This window comes from Geosporobacter ferrireducens, from assembly GCF_001750685.1.
Classification (GTDB): domain Bacteria; phylum Bacillota; class Clostridia; order Peptostreptococcales; family Thermotaleaceae; genus Geosporobacter; species Geosporobacter ferrireducens.
The window spans coordinates 1,977,238-1,995,929 of sequence record NZ_CP017269.1; the positions used below are offsets into that span (position 1 = coordinate 1,977,238).

General features: G+C 37.7%; 12 protein-coding genes. All 12 read right to left on the reverse strand.

Annotated features, from left to right (window positions below):
- Nucleotides 1-14 precede the first annotated feature (14 nt).
- Nucleotides 15-2,405 carry a pyruvate formate lyase family protein gene (locus Gferi_RS09565; RefSeq protein WP_069975884.1) on the reverse strand — a complete coding sequence of 797 codons (2,391 nt, stop codon included), beginning with the start codon at nucleotides 2,403-2,405 and terminating at the stop codon, nucleotides 15-17.
- Nucleotides 2,406-2,452: 47 nt separating this feature from the next.
- Entirely contained in the window at nucleotides 2,453-3,733 is a 1,281-nt protein-coding gene (locus Gferi_RS09570; RefSeq protein ID WP_069975885.1) for an ArsB/NhaD family transporter, read from the reverse strand.
- Between the two features lie 99 nt (nucleotides 3,734-3,832).
- Complete coding sequence (locus tag Gferi_RS09575) at nucleotides 3,833-6,223, reverse strand: glycyl radical protein (protein ID WP_069975886.1); 2,391 nt, start codon at nucleotides 6,221-6,223, stop codon at nucleotides 3,833-3,835.
- Between the two features lie 29 nt (nucleotides 6,224-6,252).
- Nucleotides 6,253-7,179, reverse strand: a complete 927-nt coding sequence (locus tag Gferi_RS09580; RefSeq protein WP_069975888.1) for a glycyl-radical enzyme activating protein — start codon at nucleotides 7,177-7,179, stop codon at nucleotides 6,253-6,255.
- 206 nt (nucleotides 7,180-7,385) lie between these two features.
- Nucleotides 7,386-8,666 (reverse strand): SLC13 family permease, encoded by a 1,281-nt coding sequence (locus Gferi_RS09585; RefSeq protein ID WP_083273471.1) that lies wholly within the window; start codon nucleotides 8,664-8,666, stop codon nucleotides 7,386-7,388.
- 232 nt (nucleotides 8,667-8,898) lie between these two features.
- Complete coding sequence (locus tag Gferi_RS09590; RefSeq protein WP_069975889.1) at nucleotides 8,899-10,089, reverse strand: thiolase family protein; 1,191 nt, start codon at nucleotides 10,087-10,089, stop codon at nucleotides 8,899-8,901.
- A gap of 32 nt (nucleotides 10,090-10,121) precedes the next feature.
- Nucleotides 10,122-12,161 carry a 3-hydroxyacyl-CoA dehydrogenase/enoyl-CoA hydratase family protein gene (locus tag Gferi_RS09595; RefSeq protein WP_069975890.1) on the reverse strand — a complete coding sequence of 680 codons (2,040 nt, stop codon included), beginning with the start codon at nucleotides 12,159-12,161 and terminating at the stop codon, nucleotides 10,122-10,124.
- Between the two features lie 379 nt (nucleotides 12,162-12,540).
- The gene (locus Gferi_RS09600; RefSeq protein ID WP_069975892.1) at nucleotides 12,541-13,374 is read right to left on the reverse strand and encodes a methyl-accepting chemotaxis protein; all 834 of its coding nucleotides are present in this window, start codon (nucleotides 13,372-13,374) and stop codon (nucleotides 12,541-12,543) included.
- 418 nt (nucleotides 13,375-13,792) lie between these two features.
- Nucleotides 13,793-14,929: a CapA family protein gene (locus Gferi_RS09605; protein ID WP_069975894.1), complete on the reverse strand. Its 1,137-nt coding sequence runs from the start codon at nucleotides 14,927-14,929 to the stop codon at nucleotides 13,793-13,795.
- A gap of 26 nt (nucleotides 14,930-14,955) precedes the next feature.
- On the reverse strand, nucleotides 14,956-16,173 hold the full coding sequence (locus Gferi_RS09610) for a CaiB/BaiF CoA transferase family protein (protein WP_069975896.1): 1,218 nt from the start codon (nucleotides 16,171-16,173) through the stop codon (nucleotides 14,956-14,958).
- A 1-nt stretch (nucleotide 16,174) separates the two neighbouring features.
- Nucleotides 16,175-17,467 (reverse strand): 2-hydroxyacyl-CoA dehydratase subunit D, encoded by a 1,293-nt coding sequence (locus Gferi_RS09615; protein ID WP_069975897.1) that lies wholly within the window; start codon nucleotides 17,465-17,467, stop codon nucleotides 16,175-16,177.
- A gap of 19 nt (nucleotides 17,468-17,486) precedes the next feature.
- Entirely contained in the window at nucleotides 17,487-18,644 is a 1,158-nt protein-coding gene (locus Gferi_RS09620; RefSeq protein ID WP_069975899.1) for a 2-hydroxyacyl-CoA dehydratase subunit D, read from the reverse strand.
- Between the last annotated feature and the right edge of the window lie 48 nt (nucleotides 18,645-18,692).

Here is an 18,692-nt window from a genome sequence, read left to right on the forward strand (position 1 = left end):
CAAAGAGGTTAAAGTTAGATATAAACGTGTTCTGTCCTTTCAATTACTTCATTCTGCATTTCCTTAGACAGTTGTACAAAATATGCGCTATAACCTGCAACGCGGACAACTAGATCTCTATAGTTTTCAGGTTCCAATTGTGCTTTCCGTAAAGTTTCTACATCTGCAACGTTAAATTGAATATGTTTGCCGCCATTTCTAAAATAGATTTTCACTAAAGCTGCCAGTTTCTTTAAATCTTCGTCACTCTTAAGTGCAGTAGGATGGAACTTCATATTTAATAACATTGCTTGAAATGCCATTTGATCTATTTTCATGGCACTTCTAAGAGATACAGTAGGCCCATTTACATCATGTCCTTGGGCAGGTGATACACAGCCATCTGCTAGAATTTCTTTATGCCTACGTCCATCAGGAGTTGCATTGCATAGAAGCCCACCAGGTTGATGAGAAGTTACAGAAATTCCAGTTGGCACACATTTTCCACCATAGGATGCATCAATCGTTTCCGTTATCTCAGCCCAGTATTGGTATAAATCTTTAGCAATTAAGTCGACATAGTCTATATCATTTCCAAATTTAGGGACTTCCAAGCACTTTTTATGTAAATCTTCATGGCCTATCCAGTTCGCATCAAGGGCCTTTTTCAGTTCACCCATGGTCAATATCTGATCTTCAAAGACAAGTTTTCTAATTACAGCTAAGGAATTTGCTAGGTTTATCATTCCTACAGGATTCATAACTACACTGTTTTCAAAATCAAATCTACGTCTGTGGAAATCTAGTCCTACTTTAGTTCCATCTCTAAAGAAAGCTGACCGAATTGGATCAGGGAACATTTCTCTAGTGACAATATTCTCAATATTACTTTTTTCTGCCCCCAATTTTATTGCTTCAGCTAGGGCATTTTTAAATGCCGTATTAAATTCTCCATAAGTCTTATATTGGCTAGGATCCCCCATGCCTGGAAGTATTTTCAATCCTGTTTTGTGATCTATTCCATTATTCATGAAAACATCCAAAACCATTGGAGCAATAAACATGCCACATGCAATCGTTCTCGTTCTTCCCGGTATATTTCCATCCAAGCAGCCAGTCATCACATAGTCTCGTGCATCTTCTATCGGAAGGCCGTTACGCTGAAAAAATCTAACATAGGATTGATCACTAACAAATGCAGGCATACTTAATCCTTGTTGTATTGCTTTTAACCCCTTAATAATCACAGAATCAGGAGTTGAATCGGCTATACGAAGCGTTAGTGTGTGATGTGGCACTGGACAAGCTAATGCTGCATCGATAAGTAATTCCGTAAGCTTGTTGCTTGCATCGCTGCCATCAGGTTTTACACCACCAATGGTAGCATTATGCCATTTAGCCATACCCGAATTCTTTAGCCTATTTTGTTTACCGGAAATACGGTTTAACTCCATATCTTTACAACGGAGACACTGCAGGTATTCTAAGACTTCCTCGTCGCTAATAATTCCCTTTTCCATATCTGCTTTATAGTATGGATATAAATATTGATCTAATCTTCCCATACTGGCTGTAGGAGAAGGGTTAATACTTAGAAAGATAAACCAGAAAAACTGAATAGCTTCTTTAAATGTCTTTGCGGGATTTGCAGGAACATTGCGACAAATCCGAGCGATTTCTTCCAGCTCTTTTTTGCGCTGTGGATCTTTTTCCCTTGAAGCCAGTTTATTTGCTAATTCTGCATATCGACAGGCCAGTCGTATCATTGCCTCTAGTGCAATAATCATGCTTTGTAAGGTTATAGAACGCTCATAGGAGTCACTATCAAAAAAGCGAATATTCTCTAAAGATTCTTTGCATTCCTCGATAATAGCGTTTAATCCCTTTTTTAATGGAATTTCATAATCAACGCATATTAGATGCAAACCTGGTCCAAGACCTAAGCCCGACATGGCATATCCGCCCCCACCACCGGCTCCCTTCTCCCTCCATGGAGGTAAGATCATACCAGAGCGCATAAAGGATTTTAGACGTTCATTTCCCTTAATTACATGGTTCATGGTATCCACTAGTGTTACGGGCTTATTTTTCTTGTTTAACTCTTTTAGGTCTGATGCATCTTTTGTTGTTACTTCAAAACCATCATCCATTAGTCCCTGTATTTCTTCTTCATCCCAAATTCCATAGTCAGCCTCAATTTCAAGACCACATGGTTTACTTGAACCATTCCCAACAATTAATTCCCCTTCTTGTATGAAAATGGGCATGTTATCCATGACACTAGCAATAATTTTTGCACGAGATAGGATTTTAGGATCTCCAGATGATTCTTCAATTGTCTTTAATACAATTTTTAATTTTTCTATACTAATTGGATAGGTATCCTTCATTACATTTTCTTTTAACTTTTTTATTCGTTCAGACATTCAATTACCCCTTTCTATGCAGTGCCATCATCATGAATAATCCTATACTAGATCCCTAGCTGTATAAGAATAATATAAATAGTTATATTGATAAAAGGCATCGTCAATAAATACTTAAACATCATATTACTTTTTTCTTCGTCTTCAACACTAGCAATAACAAGTCCACCACTTGAGGAAAATGGGGATACACTTGTAGCTAATCCGCCCACTGCAATTGTTGCAAACAAGAGTCCTGGATCGTATCCTAATGCGAGTGCAAGGCCTGGAACAAGTGAAAAGAAAGTCATATTAACAATAAAACCACTAACAAACAGACTTAAGATACCTGCAAAGATGGAAAGCATAATTGGTACCATAACAAATGACACATTATTAGATACATAATTCGATAACAATTCAACCGCCCCTGATTTAGTAGCAACTGAAATTAACATACCCATACCAGAAAGTAAGGTGAGCACATGCCAAGGAACACGCGCAAAAGCTTTTTTCTCATCCCCAACTTTTAGTAATAATGCTGCTATCGACCCTATAAAGGCTATAAAGGCTACATTTATATTTTTCTTCATAAGCATGATAAACGGTACTCCAGGAACCAAAGCATCTAGTAAGGATGGTAAAACTAAAACTAGGACGAAGCAAGCGATAATCATCAGTGTAACTCTTTGTTTATTATCAAAGGGTTCTGGTTTAACTAAATCTGGGACTTGAATTTTATACCCCTTAAACACAATATATGCAATAGCAAACACTACAAAGAATAACAAGATTGCTTGGAACATTGCTCTTGTTCCAAAGGCATCTGCCAACTCTGGGCTGTACCCTCCAACGTCCTCCATTAATCCTCTTATAAAAACTCCTATTGTACTAATAGGTGAAAATCCTCCAGGACTCACTCCAGATAGCGTCGCTATTGCTGCTAAGAAATAATTCATGCCTGTTATTTTTGCTATGGACATTGCAATGGGTATTAACATAACTGTAGCTGCATCACCAGCTCCAATACCAGATATTACGAATCCCAAAATATAAAGCACTATTGGTATGGCCCATGGTATCTTTCTAGATGAATATACAGCTACCAAGGCCATTTTTTCTAAAGTACCATTCGTCACTGCAAAACTATAGAAAAATGTTACAGAAAAAAGCAGTACAAATATTTTTGTTGGCCATGCATTGATGAGATCAGAAGGGCTTATCTTTAATACAAATGTACCGAATATATAAGCAGCAGCCAGAGCCCAAAGTCCAATATTAATCTTAGTTTTCTGTCCTAGCACTATAACACCTATGATTACTACTAAGCAAAGCAATAGAATGTTCATAAGCTTCTTCCCCTATTATATAATTATAATTCTGATGTCTGAAACTAACCAATTTAGGCGAGCATGATGAAATATTTAACATAATAGTGTTTATGGTGTTTAGAATGAATGTTCCGTACGTGCTATAATTTCTTCCTGCACTTTTGGAGTCAGATTAACAAAATATGCACTATATCCTGCAACTCTTACGATCAAATCTCTATGTTTTTCTTTATCTTTTTGAGCTTCTAGCAGTACCGCTTTATTCGTTACATTGAACTGTATATGCTTTCCACCATTCTTAAAATATACCTTGATCATATCAGATAACTTTTTTGCATCTACTTCAGTACTTAAAGTAGAGGGGTGAATTTTCATATTCAGTAAGGTTGCCTGATAAGGTCTTTGATCAATATTCATGGCGCTTCTTAAAACCGCAGTTGGACCTTGCCTATCAAATCCCTGCTCTGGAGAAACAGAACCATCTGCAAAGGTTTGTCCCGCAACTCTGCCGTCAGGAGTTGCCCCTGTAATAGCTCCTCCAGGTGCGTGTGCTGTAATAGATATGGCAGTAGGTAGCACTTTTGCATTGTAAATTGAATGAAAGGTATGTGCTGTATCTGCATAGTATTGAAATAGTTCCTTAGCGATCAAATCCACATAAGGGTCTCCATTGCCATATTTAGGAGCACCTAGACACATTTTGTGAATTTCTTCATATCCTTCCCAGTTTGCATCTATTGCCTTTTTTAATTCCCCCATAGCTACTTTCTTGTCATCAAATACAAGCTTCTTTACCGCTGCAAGCGAATCTGCTACATTGATCATGCCAACCATATTTAAAGCTGAGCCATTCTCAAAAGGCAGCCTGCGATTTAGTGCATCTTTTCCTACTTTAATCCCATCGTGCATCAATGCTGAATGCACAACATCTGGAAACAACTCTTTTTGAGCTTGTAATAAAATATTGTGCTCTTCGTTTACAAGCCCCATAAAGTGGGTCAGTTGTTTTTTGAATGCATGGAAAAACTCTTCAAATGTTTGAAAGCTCTCTAACTCTCCAGTCTTTAGCCCGAGTATTTCTCCAGTTTTCGGGTCTTCACCATTATTCATTGTTATTTCTAATACTAGCGGTATGATAAACATACCAAATGCATTAATACGTGATTTTCCAGGAAGGTTTACGTCAAGGCAACCAGCAATAGCATAATCTCTGGCATCTTCAAGGCTTACACCTTCACCGGTTAAGAATGCAATATATGAATCATCGGAGATAAAAGCTGGCATTCCTATACCCGTTTTAATTACTTCTAAAGATTTCTTCATTAGCTCTTCGGGAGTTCTCTCATGAACTCTTACAGTAATTGTAGGATGAGGTGTTTGACAATCTCTAGCAGCTTCTAAAAGCAGGTATGATAATTCGTTTGTTGCATCCTGTCCATCGGGCGTAACACCGCCGATAACAAAATTATGCCATCTTGCCATTCCAGCCCACTTTTCTCGCTGCCCTTTTCCCCCACCAACAAAATTAAGCTGCATAATTTTGATTCTTAAACATTCCAGCAATTCTAACACATCGTTATCTGTGATATTTCCATTTTCTTTGTCTTTCTTATAAAGAGGATACATAAATTGGTCAAACCGCCCACCTGGAGTCGTACCACTGGCAACCATCATCCAATAAAACCAAAATGCCTGTATCCCTTCTCTAAATGTTCTAGCTGGATTCCCAGGTATCCAACTGCATATCTGAGCGATTTCCTCTAATTCTTTTTTACGTACAGGATCTTCTTCCTTTGCTGCCATTTCCCTTGCTAAAGAACTAAATCTATTCCCCAGTCTAACAATTGCACTAAAAGCGATAATGGTAGCCCGTAAAAAATCTCCTTTTGTCACACTATCCGCATCAACATATTTTAAGTTTTTCAATTCTTCTTCAGCATCTTTAATAACTTTATTTAAACCTTCTTTTATCACTTTTTCATAGTCTGGCAAAATAAGACTCAATCCGATTCCAAGACCCCAGCCAACACCTGCAGCACCTTGACCTCTCCCTTGATCTTTTCGCTGCCAGGGCGGACATAGAAATCCTTTTTTTATGAATGGCCATAATCTTTCATTGTCATAGAATTGTCCTTGCCGCTCATCCATTGTCCTACTTTTTCCAATCCAATATTCATCCATTTTTCGAAGCTTAACTCTATCTTCATCATCTATTGATAAATTTCCTTGTAACAACTCTTCAAGATCCTCCTCTGGCCATGTTGGTCCAAGAGAACCGGCTTCCATACCCATAGACCTGCTGGCTACGTTTCCAACAATAAGCTCATTCTTTTCAATAAAAATTGTCTTATTGTCCAGATAATAGGCAGTGGCAATTGCTCTTTTTAAAATATTCGATAACCCTTCATTCTGTTTGTAAGACTCCATTATCAGATATGCTTTCTCACTACAGATTGGAAATTTATCCACCCTCAGGCTTTCTCTAAGTCTTTTCACTCTTTCATTCATTCTAATATTCTCCTTTCTCTTACATTGTTCTATCCGCCTATTTGAACGTTCAAACCAAAGGTTTCAATGATTTTCTTAAGTTTGTCCATATGTACTTCAGATGGCGGCGAGCTATCAAAGGATCCTGCTCTACACTCTAATCTTTCATTCTTGGATTCACCTAATCTATGGAAAGGCAGTAGATGTACCTTAACCGATTTTCCAAGCTGTGAGGATACGAATTCACCAGTCTCTCTGATATTTTCCAGGGAATCGTTATATCCTGGTATAATAGGCACTCTTGCTATAAGTGGAACTTTTAAATCATGATGAATCTTCTTTGCATTTTCTAATATCAACTCATTGTATACACCAGTGAGTTGTTTATGATCACTTGATTTCATGTGTTTTATGTCATACAACACTAAGTCCACATATTGTAAGATTTCTTGTATAACTTCCCACCTTGCATACCCGCTAGTTTCAATAGCTGTATGTATTTGTGCATCTCTACAAAGTTTAATGATACTTTTTGTGAATTCTGGTTGGGCAAATGGTTCTCCACCACTTATGGTAACCCCACCACCAGAGCCTTGATAAAATATCTTATCTTGTTCAATCTTTCTAAAAACTTCTCCAGCAGTAATATATTCGCCTACTATACTTCTTGCTTCACGACTACAAACATCCACACATTGACCACATGTTTTGCAAAGGAGACGATTTGTTTTGATTTTATTCCCTTGAATTATAACTGCTTGATTCGGACAAATTGAAACACACCTGCCACAAGTACTACAGTTTTCGCTTAAAAAAAATAGTTGTTTTCGGGTGCTTTGAGATTCTGGATTTTGACACCAGAGGCATCTTAGTGGACATCCCTTTAGAAAAACGTTTGTCCGAATTCCAGGTCCATCGTGAATACAATAGTGCTGTACATTGAAAATGAAACCTTTTACTAATTCTATTTCCTCCATAAAATTGCCCCCTTAGACTATTAGAATTCTTGCAAAAGTCAAAGAGCTTTAATTCCCTTTTCCTTCGACAAAATTATCTATTTTTTCTTATAATTCAATCATAGCTCACTCTGCAGTTGTTTGTATTAAATCTTTGAAATTATGTTAGACTCTCTTTATACAGTTAAAGAAATACCACCAGCAAAGCTGGTGGATGACTATGTGCTTTATCTAACAACACCTAAAAGTACAAGTAGTATAGTTATAGCGATCATAATGAATGGAAAGAAAAGCATATACTGAATCATTTTTTTTCTTTCAGTCTCATCCTCGATTCCGCCTAGTATTAATCCTCCACCAGTTGAAAATGGGGACATTGTAGTTGTATTCATCCCAATAGCTATTGCTGAGAATAAAACTCCTGCACTCATTCCCAGTGTTGATGAAATGCCTGGAACCAGTGGGAAAAGCGTTGGTATTACTACTGCTAAACCACTTGAAATAATACTTAACAATCCTGAAACCAATACTAGAGCTGCAGGTGCTAAGCTTGATGAAACATTATTTGACATCCATGCCGATAGCATTTCTACGGTTCCAGCTTCTACGGCTACCTGTATCAACATTCCCATACCACACAAAGTTATTAAAAGTCCTAAAGGAATTTTTGATATAGCTTTTCTCTCATCTCCAAGTTTAAGTATCAGAGATAACATAACGCCAATTATAGATACAAATGCTACATCAACATTCTTAGTAAGTGTTTTTATAATAGGTATACCTGGTACAATCAAATCAACTAAGAATGGTAGGATTAGAATTGCAGCAACGAATATAATTACTGCTAGATTTCTTCTTTGAATTTTGTTAAAGGGCTCTGGTTTCTCCATGGTAGGAACTTTAATTTTATATCCTTTTAACACAACATATGTTAGCAAGAATATTATAGTCATTACTTTTATGATGTTCACCATAATGCCTATTCCATAAACTCCTGATTGCTCAGCAAATCCTAGCTGTTCTATTAATCCTTTCATTACGATTCCACCGATGCTGATCGGCGTTGTACCTCCAGCCATGGAACCTGTTGCAACTGTTATTGCAGCTAAAAAAGGATGTAAACCACTTAGACTTGCAATTGACATTGCAATAGGTGTCATAATTGCAGTTGAAGCATATGGACCCGCACCAATACCACAGATTACAAAAGATAGCAAGAATAGTAAAATTGGTATAAACCAGGCTACGTTTCTTCCTGCATATACAACTTTAAGAGCAATTTTCTCAAGTGTACCGTTTAACATTGGAAAAGCATAGAAAAATGATATCGTTAAAATCAAAAAGAAAATCCTAGTAGGCCACATCGCTGTAAGTTTTGCTGGCCCAATTCCCAGGGCAAAAGAACCTATTATATATGCCGCAACGATAGCAAAAATACCAAAATTGATGTTCGTTTTATAACCTATTAATATAACTGCTACAATCATAAGAACGACAAAAATACTCATTTGAATCCCCCTTTTCTATTAATTGGTGAAATGGATAAAGAATCATCGTCTATTGCCAAATATATATTTTTATCATTTCATCCAGTCCGACACTGGATGATAAGTAAACAAATACACGCTCATGAATAAACGAAGATTCAACTATCCATTCACTAAGTACAATTGTTTTATCTCACTTCAAACTAACTGAAAACTGCATTGACTTACTTCATTTCTCTAGTTCTCCATCACCTTACCCAACCTTTACAACCAGGGCTGCCGCCGAATCACCTGCAGCACAGCCTGTAACAAGGGCATATCCACCACCTTTCATAACAGTTTCTTCAACAGCCTCAATAAATAATCTTCCTAGAGTAGGTCCTTGCGGGTGTCCGAATACTAATGAACTTCCAAAGTTGTTGAAGCTTTTTGCATCGATTCCTAAATCCTTTGCTAAGAAAAGGTCGTTTGCAATGAATGGATTGTGATTCTTTATAGTAACAATATCACTAATTTTTAGTCCTGCTTTTTCAATGGCCATTTTAGCAGCTGGACCTGGAGCAGCTGGCATGAATGCTTTCTTAGTTCGTGCATAACCATATGAAATTACTTGAATAGGTATGGTTGCATCCTTACTCAGTCTAGCTGCATGGTCTTTTGTAGTAACAAGTATACCTACGTTTCCATCTGCTGGGTGAGTCTGTGAACCAAAAGTATGGATACCCTCTTCCATGACAGTACGCAGTTTTTCCAGACCTTCTTTTGAAGTCTTTGTTATCCCCTCATCTTCCTCTATTAGCCTGCTTTCTTTACGTGAAACCTTGAGTTCAATGGGAAACATATATCTTTTCTGGAATGCACGATCTTCTGCTAAGGCATCTTGATACTGCTCAAATCGTCTTAATGTAAGCTCATCAGCCTCTTGTCGTGTAAATCCGTTTTCTTTTGCGACATTCTCGGCTGTCCGTAACATACCTAATCCTGTTGAAGGATCACAATTAATATTGTCCATGTTCCAGTTTTCAGCGATAACCTCTCCACCAGGTCCCTTCGGATTAGGCCAAATGGTATGGGGACCATTAGAAGTACGGTCTACCAGTAAACAATATGCTGTGTCTAGATTACCAGTTTCAACAGCTAGGCTAGCATTGTAAATTGAAGCTGTTGAGGTTGCGCAAGCATGCATGATCGTTTGTCCAGGAATATCTGTTGCGCCCATCATATGGGCTGCCCATGATGCTCCATAGAAAAAGCTTTTTTGACCTATGGTAATTCCTAAATAGAGATAATCAATGATTTTAGGATCAAAACCTTTACTTTCAAACCATCGCTTGCTAGTGTTAGCCCCTAATTCTACAGAATTTTCATTTGATAAGGTGCCCTGCCATTTACAAAATGGAGTACTATAATAGCCGCCATATGGTATATATGCATTTTTAAACATTTTTTCCCCTCCTTATTAACCCTTCATATCCTTTATTGGTTTTCAAACTTAGGCGGTTTTCCTACAGGTGCTGTCAAACCTGACAATGCATCTTTTGTAGAAAATATCTCTACCAGACGTTCAAGTTCTAACTCAATTGCTTCATCAATAGAAACCTTTGCTTGTGCATCTATTAGTTCATTGGCTACCCGTAAAGCAATAGGCGCTTTTTTATTAATAATACTTACTGTCTTAGCCGCAAATTCTTCATCTACACCTGCTGGAAGCTCACCGTTCATGATTTTTTCTAGGTTATCTCCTGCACAGACTGCCTTTTCTTTATTAAAAGATGCTGGTAGCTCTCGAGTCCTGTATTTGTCACCGGGTGCTGCTTTCGCAACTTCTATAATAGTCTCCTCTAGCTTCGCTGGGTCCGTAAGCGCTGTCACAACACCCATCTCGTATGCCTTTTCAGCTTTGAGTGTTTTTCCTGTAAAAACATAATACTTTGCTAATTCTGGGCCTACATGACGAGCCATTCTCAGCATTCCACCCAGCCCTGGATAAATTCCTATTCCAGTCTCTGGAAATCCAAAAGACCCTGTTTGTGTTGCTACAATTGTTTGGCATGCTAATGCCAGTTCACTTCCTCCTCCTAGGGATAATCCATCTACTACAGCTATAGTACGCTTAGGAGAAGTCTCGAATCTTCTTAGGAGTTCATGTCCCTTTCGTGTAAAGATTACATTTTTGTCTAAGGTATCATTTTTTATATTATCAATGAAAAACTTGATATCTGCACCGGCAATAAATGCTTTCCCCGCACCCTGAATAGCAATAGCTTTGATATTTTCATTACTTTCAGCCTCACTAAATTTTTCTTCTAACTGATCAACTACCACTGGATTTAGTGCATTCATTGCCTCAGGACGATTAATTGTGATGTAGGCAATATCACCCTTGATCTCAAGGTCTACAAGTTTAAACTCAAAAGGTTTTCCTAACTTACACTGTTCTATAAGCATATTCGGTACTCTAAAGCTAGGATATCGCTTGCCAGTTGCCTTTACGCAATCATATACCTTTTCAATGCCAAGTCTGTTCATTAGTTCAAAGGGGCCGAAACGCCAGCGCAAACCAATCTTTGCTCCTCTGTCTGTGTCTTCTATTGAGGCTACCCCCTCTTCAACCAGCTGACAAGCCACACCTAATGCTGCTCCATAAAGAAAATCCATGACTTCCTGAATCTTTGATTGATCTACTTCCCCAGATAAATCCCAAAGCTCTTTAGAGTCGGACTGCTTATTGAGTAATTCAGGAGTAGCATAGAAGTCTCCAAATTCATTACCAAGAGTATTGGATGCATGTGCTGCAATAGGAATACCGGTTACATTCATCAGCTCAAAAGGACCCATTCCAATAGCAAAAGCTTTCTTAGCAGCGTCTTCAATTGTAGGAATGTTGGCAATCCCTTCTTCTAAAATACGTACAGAAGATGTAAGGAATGGAACAAAGAATCTGTTAACAGCAAAACCTGGTGCATCTTTAACTACAATATTCGTTTTGCCATGGAGTTTTCCAATCAATAGCGCCTTATGCAAGGTTTCTTTACTTGTTCCTTCATGAGGAATTACTTCCAAAAGACGGTTTTTGGCAGGATGGAAGAAGTAATGCATTCCCACTACTCTATCTGGTCTATTCGTCCATTGTGCTAACTCAGAAACATAAAAGCTTGAGGTATTCGTAGCGAGAATTGTTTTTTCATCACATATCTTATCTAACCTTTTAAATAATTCCCCTTTGACTGTCTTATCCTCGAAAACGGCTTCAACTATTAAATCCATATCTGCTAAGTCTTCGTAAGAAACAGTTCCCTTAATTCTAGATAGGGTCTCCTCCATCTGATCAGCAGTAAATACATTACGGTCTACACCTTGCTGCAACATTTTTCTGATAATACTGATTCCTCTCTCGACAAATGCTTCGTTCATATCCACCAAATGGACATTTAGCCCCTCTTGTGCCATTTTTTGTGCAATGCCAGCACCCATATTACCGGCACCTACTACACCTACCTTATATCCCTTTGACATATTTCTCCTCCTTCTGGACCTATATAATCCTTAATAATTATAACTACCAAATCTATAATTCAAGTTTTAACGCTTCATGTTCGTTATCCGATGAAGTATATAAAACCTTTGAATTCCATGATAAAATTAACTGATCATGTACTTTTACTTTTTATATATAATGAATTAACCTAGCTTTTGTTATAATCTAATTAGCAAGACTTGTGCCAATCTAATAAACTGTTGATAACACTCGTGTTTCATCCTAATACTCTCTCTTTTCGTCTTTCCGTTGCAACATTTTATACTATTTAGAAAGTAACCGGTCGCAGGATCGATACATTTAAAAATAACAACAAAAGATTATACTGGTTCTATTTTTTCCCTTCTTCCTCTTGCATTACAGTTTCTCTGAGAGCTGATTCAGAGTAGCTACCATCGTTTTTATACTTTGCATCATCTGAATAACATCTTCAAAGTTTCTCACTTGGCTTTCCAATGCTAGACGGACATCATCAACGCTTTCCTTTATCATGGCAAAAGAGCTATCCACTTCTTTTAGAATGCCATTTATCTCGTCAGTTGACTGATTGCTTAGTTTAGACAGCTTCGTAATCTCATTAGCGACTATTGCGAATCCTCTTCCATGCTCTGCCGCCCTTGCCGCTTCTATCGTTGCATTTAATCCGAGCATATTTGACTGCTTACCCACATGCTGAATCAACTTTAAGATTCGATCCATCTTTACAATGTTTTCACTAGCATCTTCTGTTCGAGAAGAAACTCTTAGATTGTCCCCTAGCACAGATTCGATACTCTTAAAAAAAGCATTTAATATTTCATCTGTTCTAACAATTGTGTCATTCAACTTAGTTGCCATATCTAGAATTTGATTTCGAGTCTTTAAACTCTTAGCTACAAGCAAAATACCAACTATCGATTTATCAATGTTTTTTATAGGAATGGCATAGGATATAAAAGGTATCCCATAGACTTCATTAGAAACTATCTTTTTTATCGTCTTCCCTGTTCTATAAGCTTCTAGCCCTGCCCCTCCTTCTAAAAGTGGCCGCCCTACCTTTGCTTGGATTTTTAATTTATCATTTTCCACAACATGAATGTACTTTCCATTCTGAGCAACTGCAAACGAAAGCTCCTCATCGAACAGTTGTGTAATATATGGAATCATCTTAGCTACGATCTCTAAATCCTGTTCCATTTGGTTATCGGACATCGACCTCACCTCCTTTTCAGAATAATTTGTTAGGTCAGCATCCTTGTACTAGATTTGTTTAATGCTTTGAAGCTATTTGGTCAACACCTATATATAAAGCAATTGTTATGCCAATCAGAAACAGAAAAAATTTCAATAGCCTAATTAATCCATTTGTCTCTTTATGTCAGTGTTTTATGACTCACGGTTTTAGTGATTTACAACTGTGAAAATTTGTCGTTTTTTTAGTTATGTTGTCTATTTGCGACTTTTAGAAATTTATTCTGTAAAATCGTTGTATATCTGCAACCTCTCATGTTTTAACTTTGGTTCCTATAAGGATCAATTCGTCTAAATGTCATATGAAAATAAAAAAGGGAATCTCTTTTTTATTTAAGAAATTCCCTTTTTTATAGTATCAATGTGTTCTAGATATAAATCATGCTTTATCTATTATTCTGACCCAGTTATCTTCCCAAACTAATTGTATTTTAAGTTTTTCAGCTTTGCTAATTTGTTCTACATAGTCAACGATCTCCTGTCCACCATTGTCTCTATTAAGCACATGAGGTGCTCCACTTTTATCAATACGACATGGAATTAGTCCTGAAATTATTGGCCCATCTTCTTGAATCATAACTTTTGCTATAAATGTATTTCTGCTTTCGGGATTAAAAGGGTAATGGGGTGTTTCTGGATCTGGCTTGAAACCAAAAAGTTTTTCTCTTCGCTGAGCCCATGCAATTCTTTCTGGGCTATCATTGGCGCTAGAAGGTGTCAATGCATAGGTAACTGTAACAAAGTTTCCAAGATTATGGTATATAGGCTTTCCTTTATATATTTCTATGCCCTTTAGTATATGTGCATGCTGACCTATAACAATATCTGCTCCCGCATCAATAGCCCCGCGGCATAAGGGTCTTTCGTACATAGCAAGTGCTGCAGGAGTATGTACGATGCCCTTATGAAAGGACACTACTAAAATATCGCACTGAGAACGAAGTTTTTTTATATCTTCTTCCATTAGCTCTTGACTTGCTGGCTGGACGAATGTATAGGGAGTTCCTGGAGCTCCTGGGGTAGCCTGCTCTAATTCATAGTGGGTCAATACATTCACATAAGCACAGCCTGGCTTCTTTGAAGTAGCCCAGTTTTCTCTCGGACCAACGGTATTATAGCTGAGAACACCTAGGGTTAGTCCATTTTTTTCAATAATTGCAGGGGTTCGTGCTTGCATAATATTCATCCCAGCACCTGTTGAGGCAATTCCCAGTTCATTGAGTTTGGCGATGGTGTCTTGAATCCCATAAATGCCATTATCATGAAAATGATTCCCTGCAAGCGTTGCAACATCAAACCCAGGGTCCACCATTGCATTTAAATGCTCTGGATTGGCTGGAGGAGCAGGCACATCGGTACTATTCTCAGTTCCCCGTGTGGTATGAGGCACTTCAATATGACCAATTAAAAAATCAGATTCTTTTAAGGTTTGTCTGCAGTAATCAAAAAGTGGTTCAATGGGTGCAGGTTCATCTAGTATCAAATCTCCAACCATCATCAAAGAGTAATCTTTCATAGCAAATCCCCCTTTACTGAACTTTTTTAAATAACACCTGCTTCTTTTAGATTATCTATCTCCTCTTTGGAATACCCTAATAGCTCTTTATATACTTCCTCATTGTTTTCGCCTAACTGAGGGGAAACTTTCATCGCAACCTGATTTTCAGACATTCTAGGTATAAAACCAGGTATTACAAGTTTTCCCCTGCGAGGATGATCTACTTCAATCATCATACCACGCTTTCTTAAGTATTCATCCTTTGTAATATCTTCTGTATCCAATGCTGCTCCTGCAGGTACATCTGCTTTGCATAATATATCCATTGCTTCGTATTTTGTATGCTGTTTTGTCCAGTCTGTTATCATCTGATCTACTATTTCTTTGTATTGATAACGAGATCTTGGGGTCTTTAATCTTTCATCTTCTAATGCATCTTCTCTGCCTATAATTTTACATAGACTTGCCCATTGTAAGCTTCCAGGATGTCTTGAACAGTAGATATGTACATAATCATTTGGCCCAAAGGGCTTGCAAGGATACATTCCAGCTGGAGCCACGTCTTCAAGGGGCATTCCATTCCCTACTCTAGGAGCTGGCTTACCGGTTCTGTAATAAGGCTCCCAGGCAGATCTTCCAAATCCGATGACTGTATCTTGCATGGATACTTCGATACGTTGTCCCTTTCCAGTTTTTTCTCTTTGGAATAGGGCCGCAGAAATAGCCATTGCGCAGATATATCCTGCTCCTGAGTCTGCAAGATTTAGTCCTGACTGCATTGGCGGGCCTTCAGGGTCACCAGTAATCGCTGTCATTCCACCTACTGCAGCTGCAATTGGGTTAAATGCAGGATAATCCTTCCATGGACCGTCCAATCCAAACCCTTTTATTTGCGCATAAATAATTTTTGGATTATATGCTTTTGCATCTTCATAGCTAAAACCTAGTCTATCAATAGAGCCAGGTCCCATATTCTCAACCAGTACATCACATTTTTCCACCAATTCCTTCAATATTTTTTTGCCTTCTGAACTTTTAATATCCAAGGTAACAGATTTTTTGTTCATATTAAGGATGATGAAGCCTACAGAATCTATATCCGGTTCTGCAACTGAATACCTTCCCAGTTCCCCTTTCTTAGGTCTTTCTACTTTATAAACATCTGCTCCTAACCATGCCAATGTTTCTGTACATACTGTACCTGACTCAAATTGTGTAAGATCCAGTACTTTAATACCTCCTAAAGCGCCTTTATTTAACATATTATATCTCCCCCAAAATTCTTTTTGTGATAAATTGTTCTACAGCCTCTGTCATTCTTTCCTGATTCCACTTGCGGGAGTCAACCGGATCAGCCCGTAGTTGCAGCACAGGTATCCCTGCATCTTCTAACCGCTTTGTTATGAAGTATGAACCTTCTACAGCCTGCATACAGTTCTCAGGAACTAAGTAAACAACTCCATCAATTCCATTCTTTTTCGCCTCACTTAAGAACCACTCATTATTCCAGGGAGGCATATGTAGGAAATCTTCCATCCCAATGAACCGTGCTGCCAGGGCACGCAGTGGATCCTTTTGGTAATTATTTCTGATATATGCATCTGCTCCCATAGCAAGGTACATAGACCATATGAAAGCTGCCCCATACTTTTCTTCAAAATATTGATAGAAGCCCAAATTAAACCAAAGTCCTCTACCTATCCACATGAGACGAATTTTTTCATTAGGACATGCCTTATGTCCATTATCAACGAGTTCCTTTATTTCTTCGTAAAAATCCTTGGCGTGACCAACAGCCCACTGCGTTCCACGTTGCCATTGAGGTTGCATGACTGCATTGACAGTATCTGCAATTGTAACAGGTGCAGGCTTTGTTACAGCTATTAAATCACGAATTTTTCTATAGTACGTTTCCTGCTGATTCGTAAGTTCCATGACTTCTAATAATTTATCCTCATTAAACATACGCTCTGTTTGTATTTCAAGAAAACGTATTAATCCTTTTAATTCTTCTACAGCTAAGTCTAGACGTTCAGACTCATAGAGCTCTTCCCACCTATCCGGAGCCATTTCCCACCATTTATCAGGTGCGATGGTAGGAATTGTATTTTCGATAGGATAAAAGGCTGCACCGTAATTCTTGGCAAATTGCTCAAATATTTTTCCTTGGTTATCACAGGTTAAACGGGTAACTGCAATAGTTGGCTTTGGAAGTCCTCCCCAGGGTCCTTCTTCCTGATTTGGATCAAAGGAACCTGCAAATGCAGTTGCACAATATTGACAAATATCATCCCTGTAACCCTGCTCCTTTAAGAATCCAAAATAGCGAGGTATCATTTGTTTCGCAGAGCATATAGCAGCCCACCATTGATTTACCACAAAGGGAATATCCATTGCTCTGAAAATCTCCATAGGTACATCTGCGTTTAAGTAAGCAAATGGTTCTCCTTTAGAAACTCTCTCTTTTAGACCTTGGAACCACTCTTTTTGATATGCACTTGCAAGACTGGTAGCTTTTAGGGATTTTACAGAACGTGCTCCACTCTGTTTATTCACATCTATTTCCTCCTTCCTGTTATTTTAATGCCTCTATAAATGTATCTATTTTTTCTCTAAGTTCTTCTGCCTTTGATATGTCGTATGGCTGTTTAACTAGAAGAATTGAAGGTATATTTAATTCTTTGAGCATCTTGGCCTGTTCTGGATAATCCCATGAGCCTGGATCATCATATTGACGCATAAAGAATATTACGCCATCTGGCTTTGTTTTTGTCATCTGCTCTTTTAAAGCTTCTACTCGCTGTGAAACAAAGGCCTTTTTCGAGCTAAATATCCTTAACATATATCTATTAAGAATGGCATGTATTGGATCATCCGTCGTTTCAACGTTTTTATCAAAATGTCTATTTCCAAAGTCATGATCCTCTGCAATGATAATAGCTCCTGCTCCCTCTACCATTTCATAAAAGGCTGTATCTTCATGAGTACTTCCCGTGACAAAAATTCTAGGTCCAGAAATTTCAGGGAAATCTTCTTTGGATTTTAATAATTCTTTAAGAATATTGCTATGCTCTTCCTTAGGCATATACATAGATGACCCTATTATCTGTAAAGCTTCTACACCACTCAATTTCGGTTTATCGGATATTCTTAGTGCTTCAGCTTGACGAAGAAGTTCTCTGTTTTCATTACATATTGCAATAGCATTTTTCATAGCTCTATTGGTAATTTCCTTACCATTCCATATTTCTATGGTTTCTTTCAATTTTTTAATTTTATTAAAGTTATAAACTTGGTACATTCTTGCTCGAGTAAATAGTATATCTAAAAAATATATTGAGGGAATAAGTTTTTCCGGCTCAATTCTACGAACTTCTCTTAAATAGTAATTCACACGAACTAAAACATCTGTTGAATTTGATATTACAAGATAATCAAATAGTGAGTAACAAGTACCATCAATTATTTTTTGAAATTGAGATCTTACCAGAGGATCAAATGCATACTCTAAATATTCATCTGTATCTTCAAGTGATATTCTAGAATCAGCACTTATTCTAATAGGAAGATAGTCCGCTGCGATAAATAATTCCTCAGGTACATCACTGCCAATGCAGCCTACTGTTTTTTTCCCTTTGTTTCTATACTTCTCTGCTGTTTTTTCTCTTTCCTTATAGGCACTAGCAAGACTCATAAATGCATCATTTTCAATTACTGCTCGACGTGCATCCAAAATAGTAACCTCCTATCTAATTTTTTACTGACTGGTATTGATGATTTT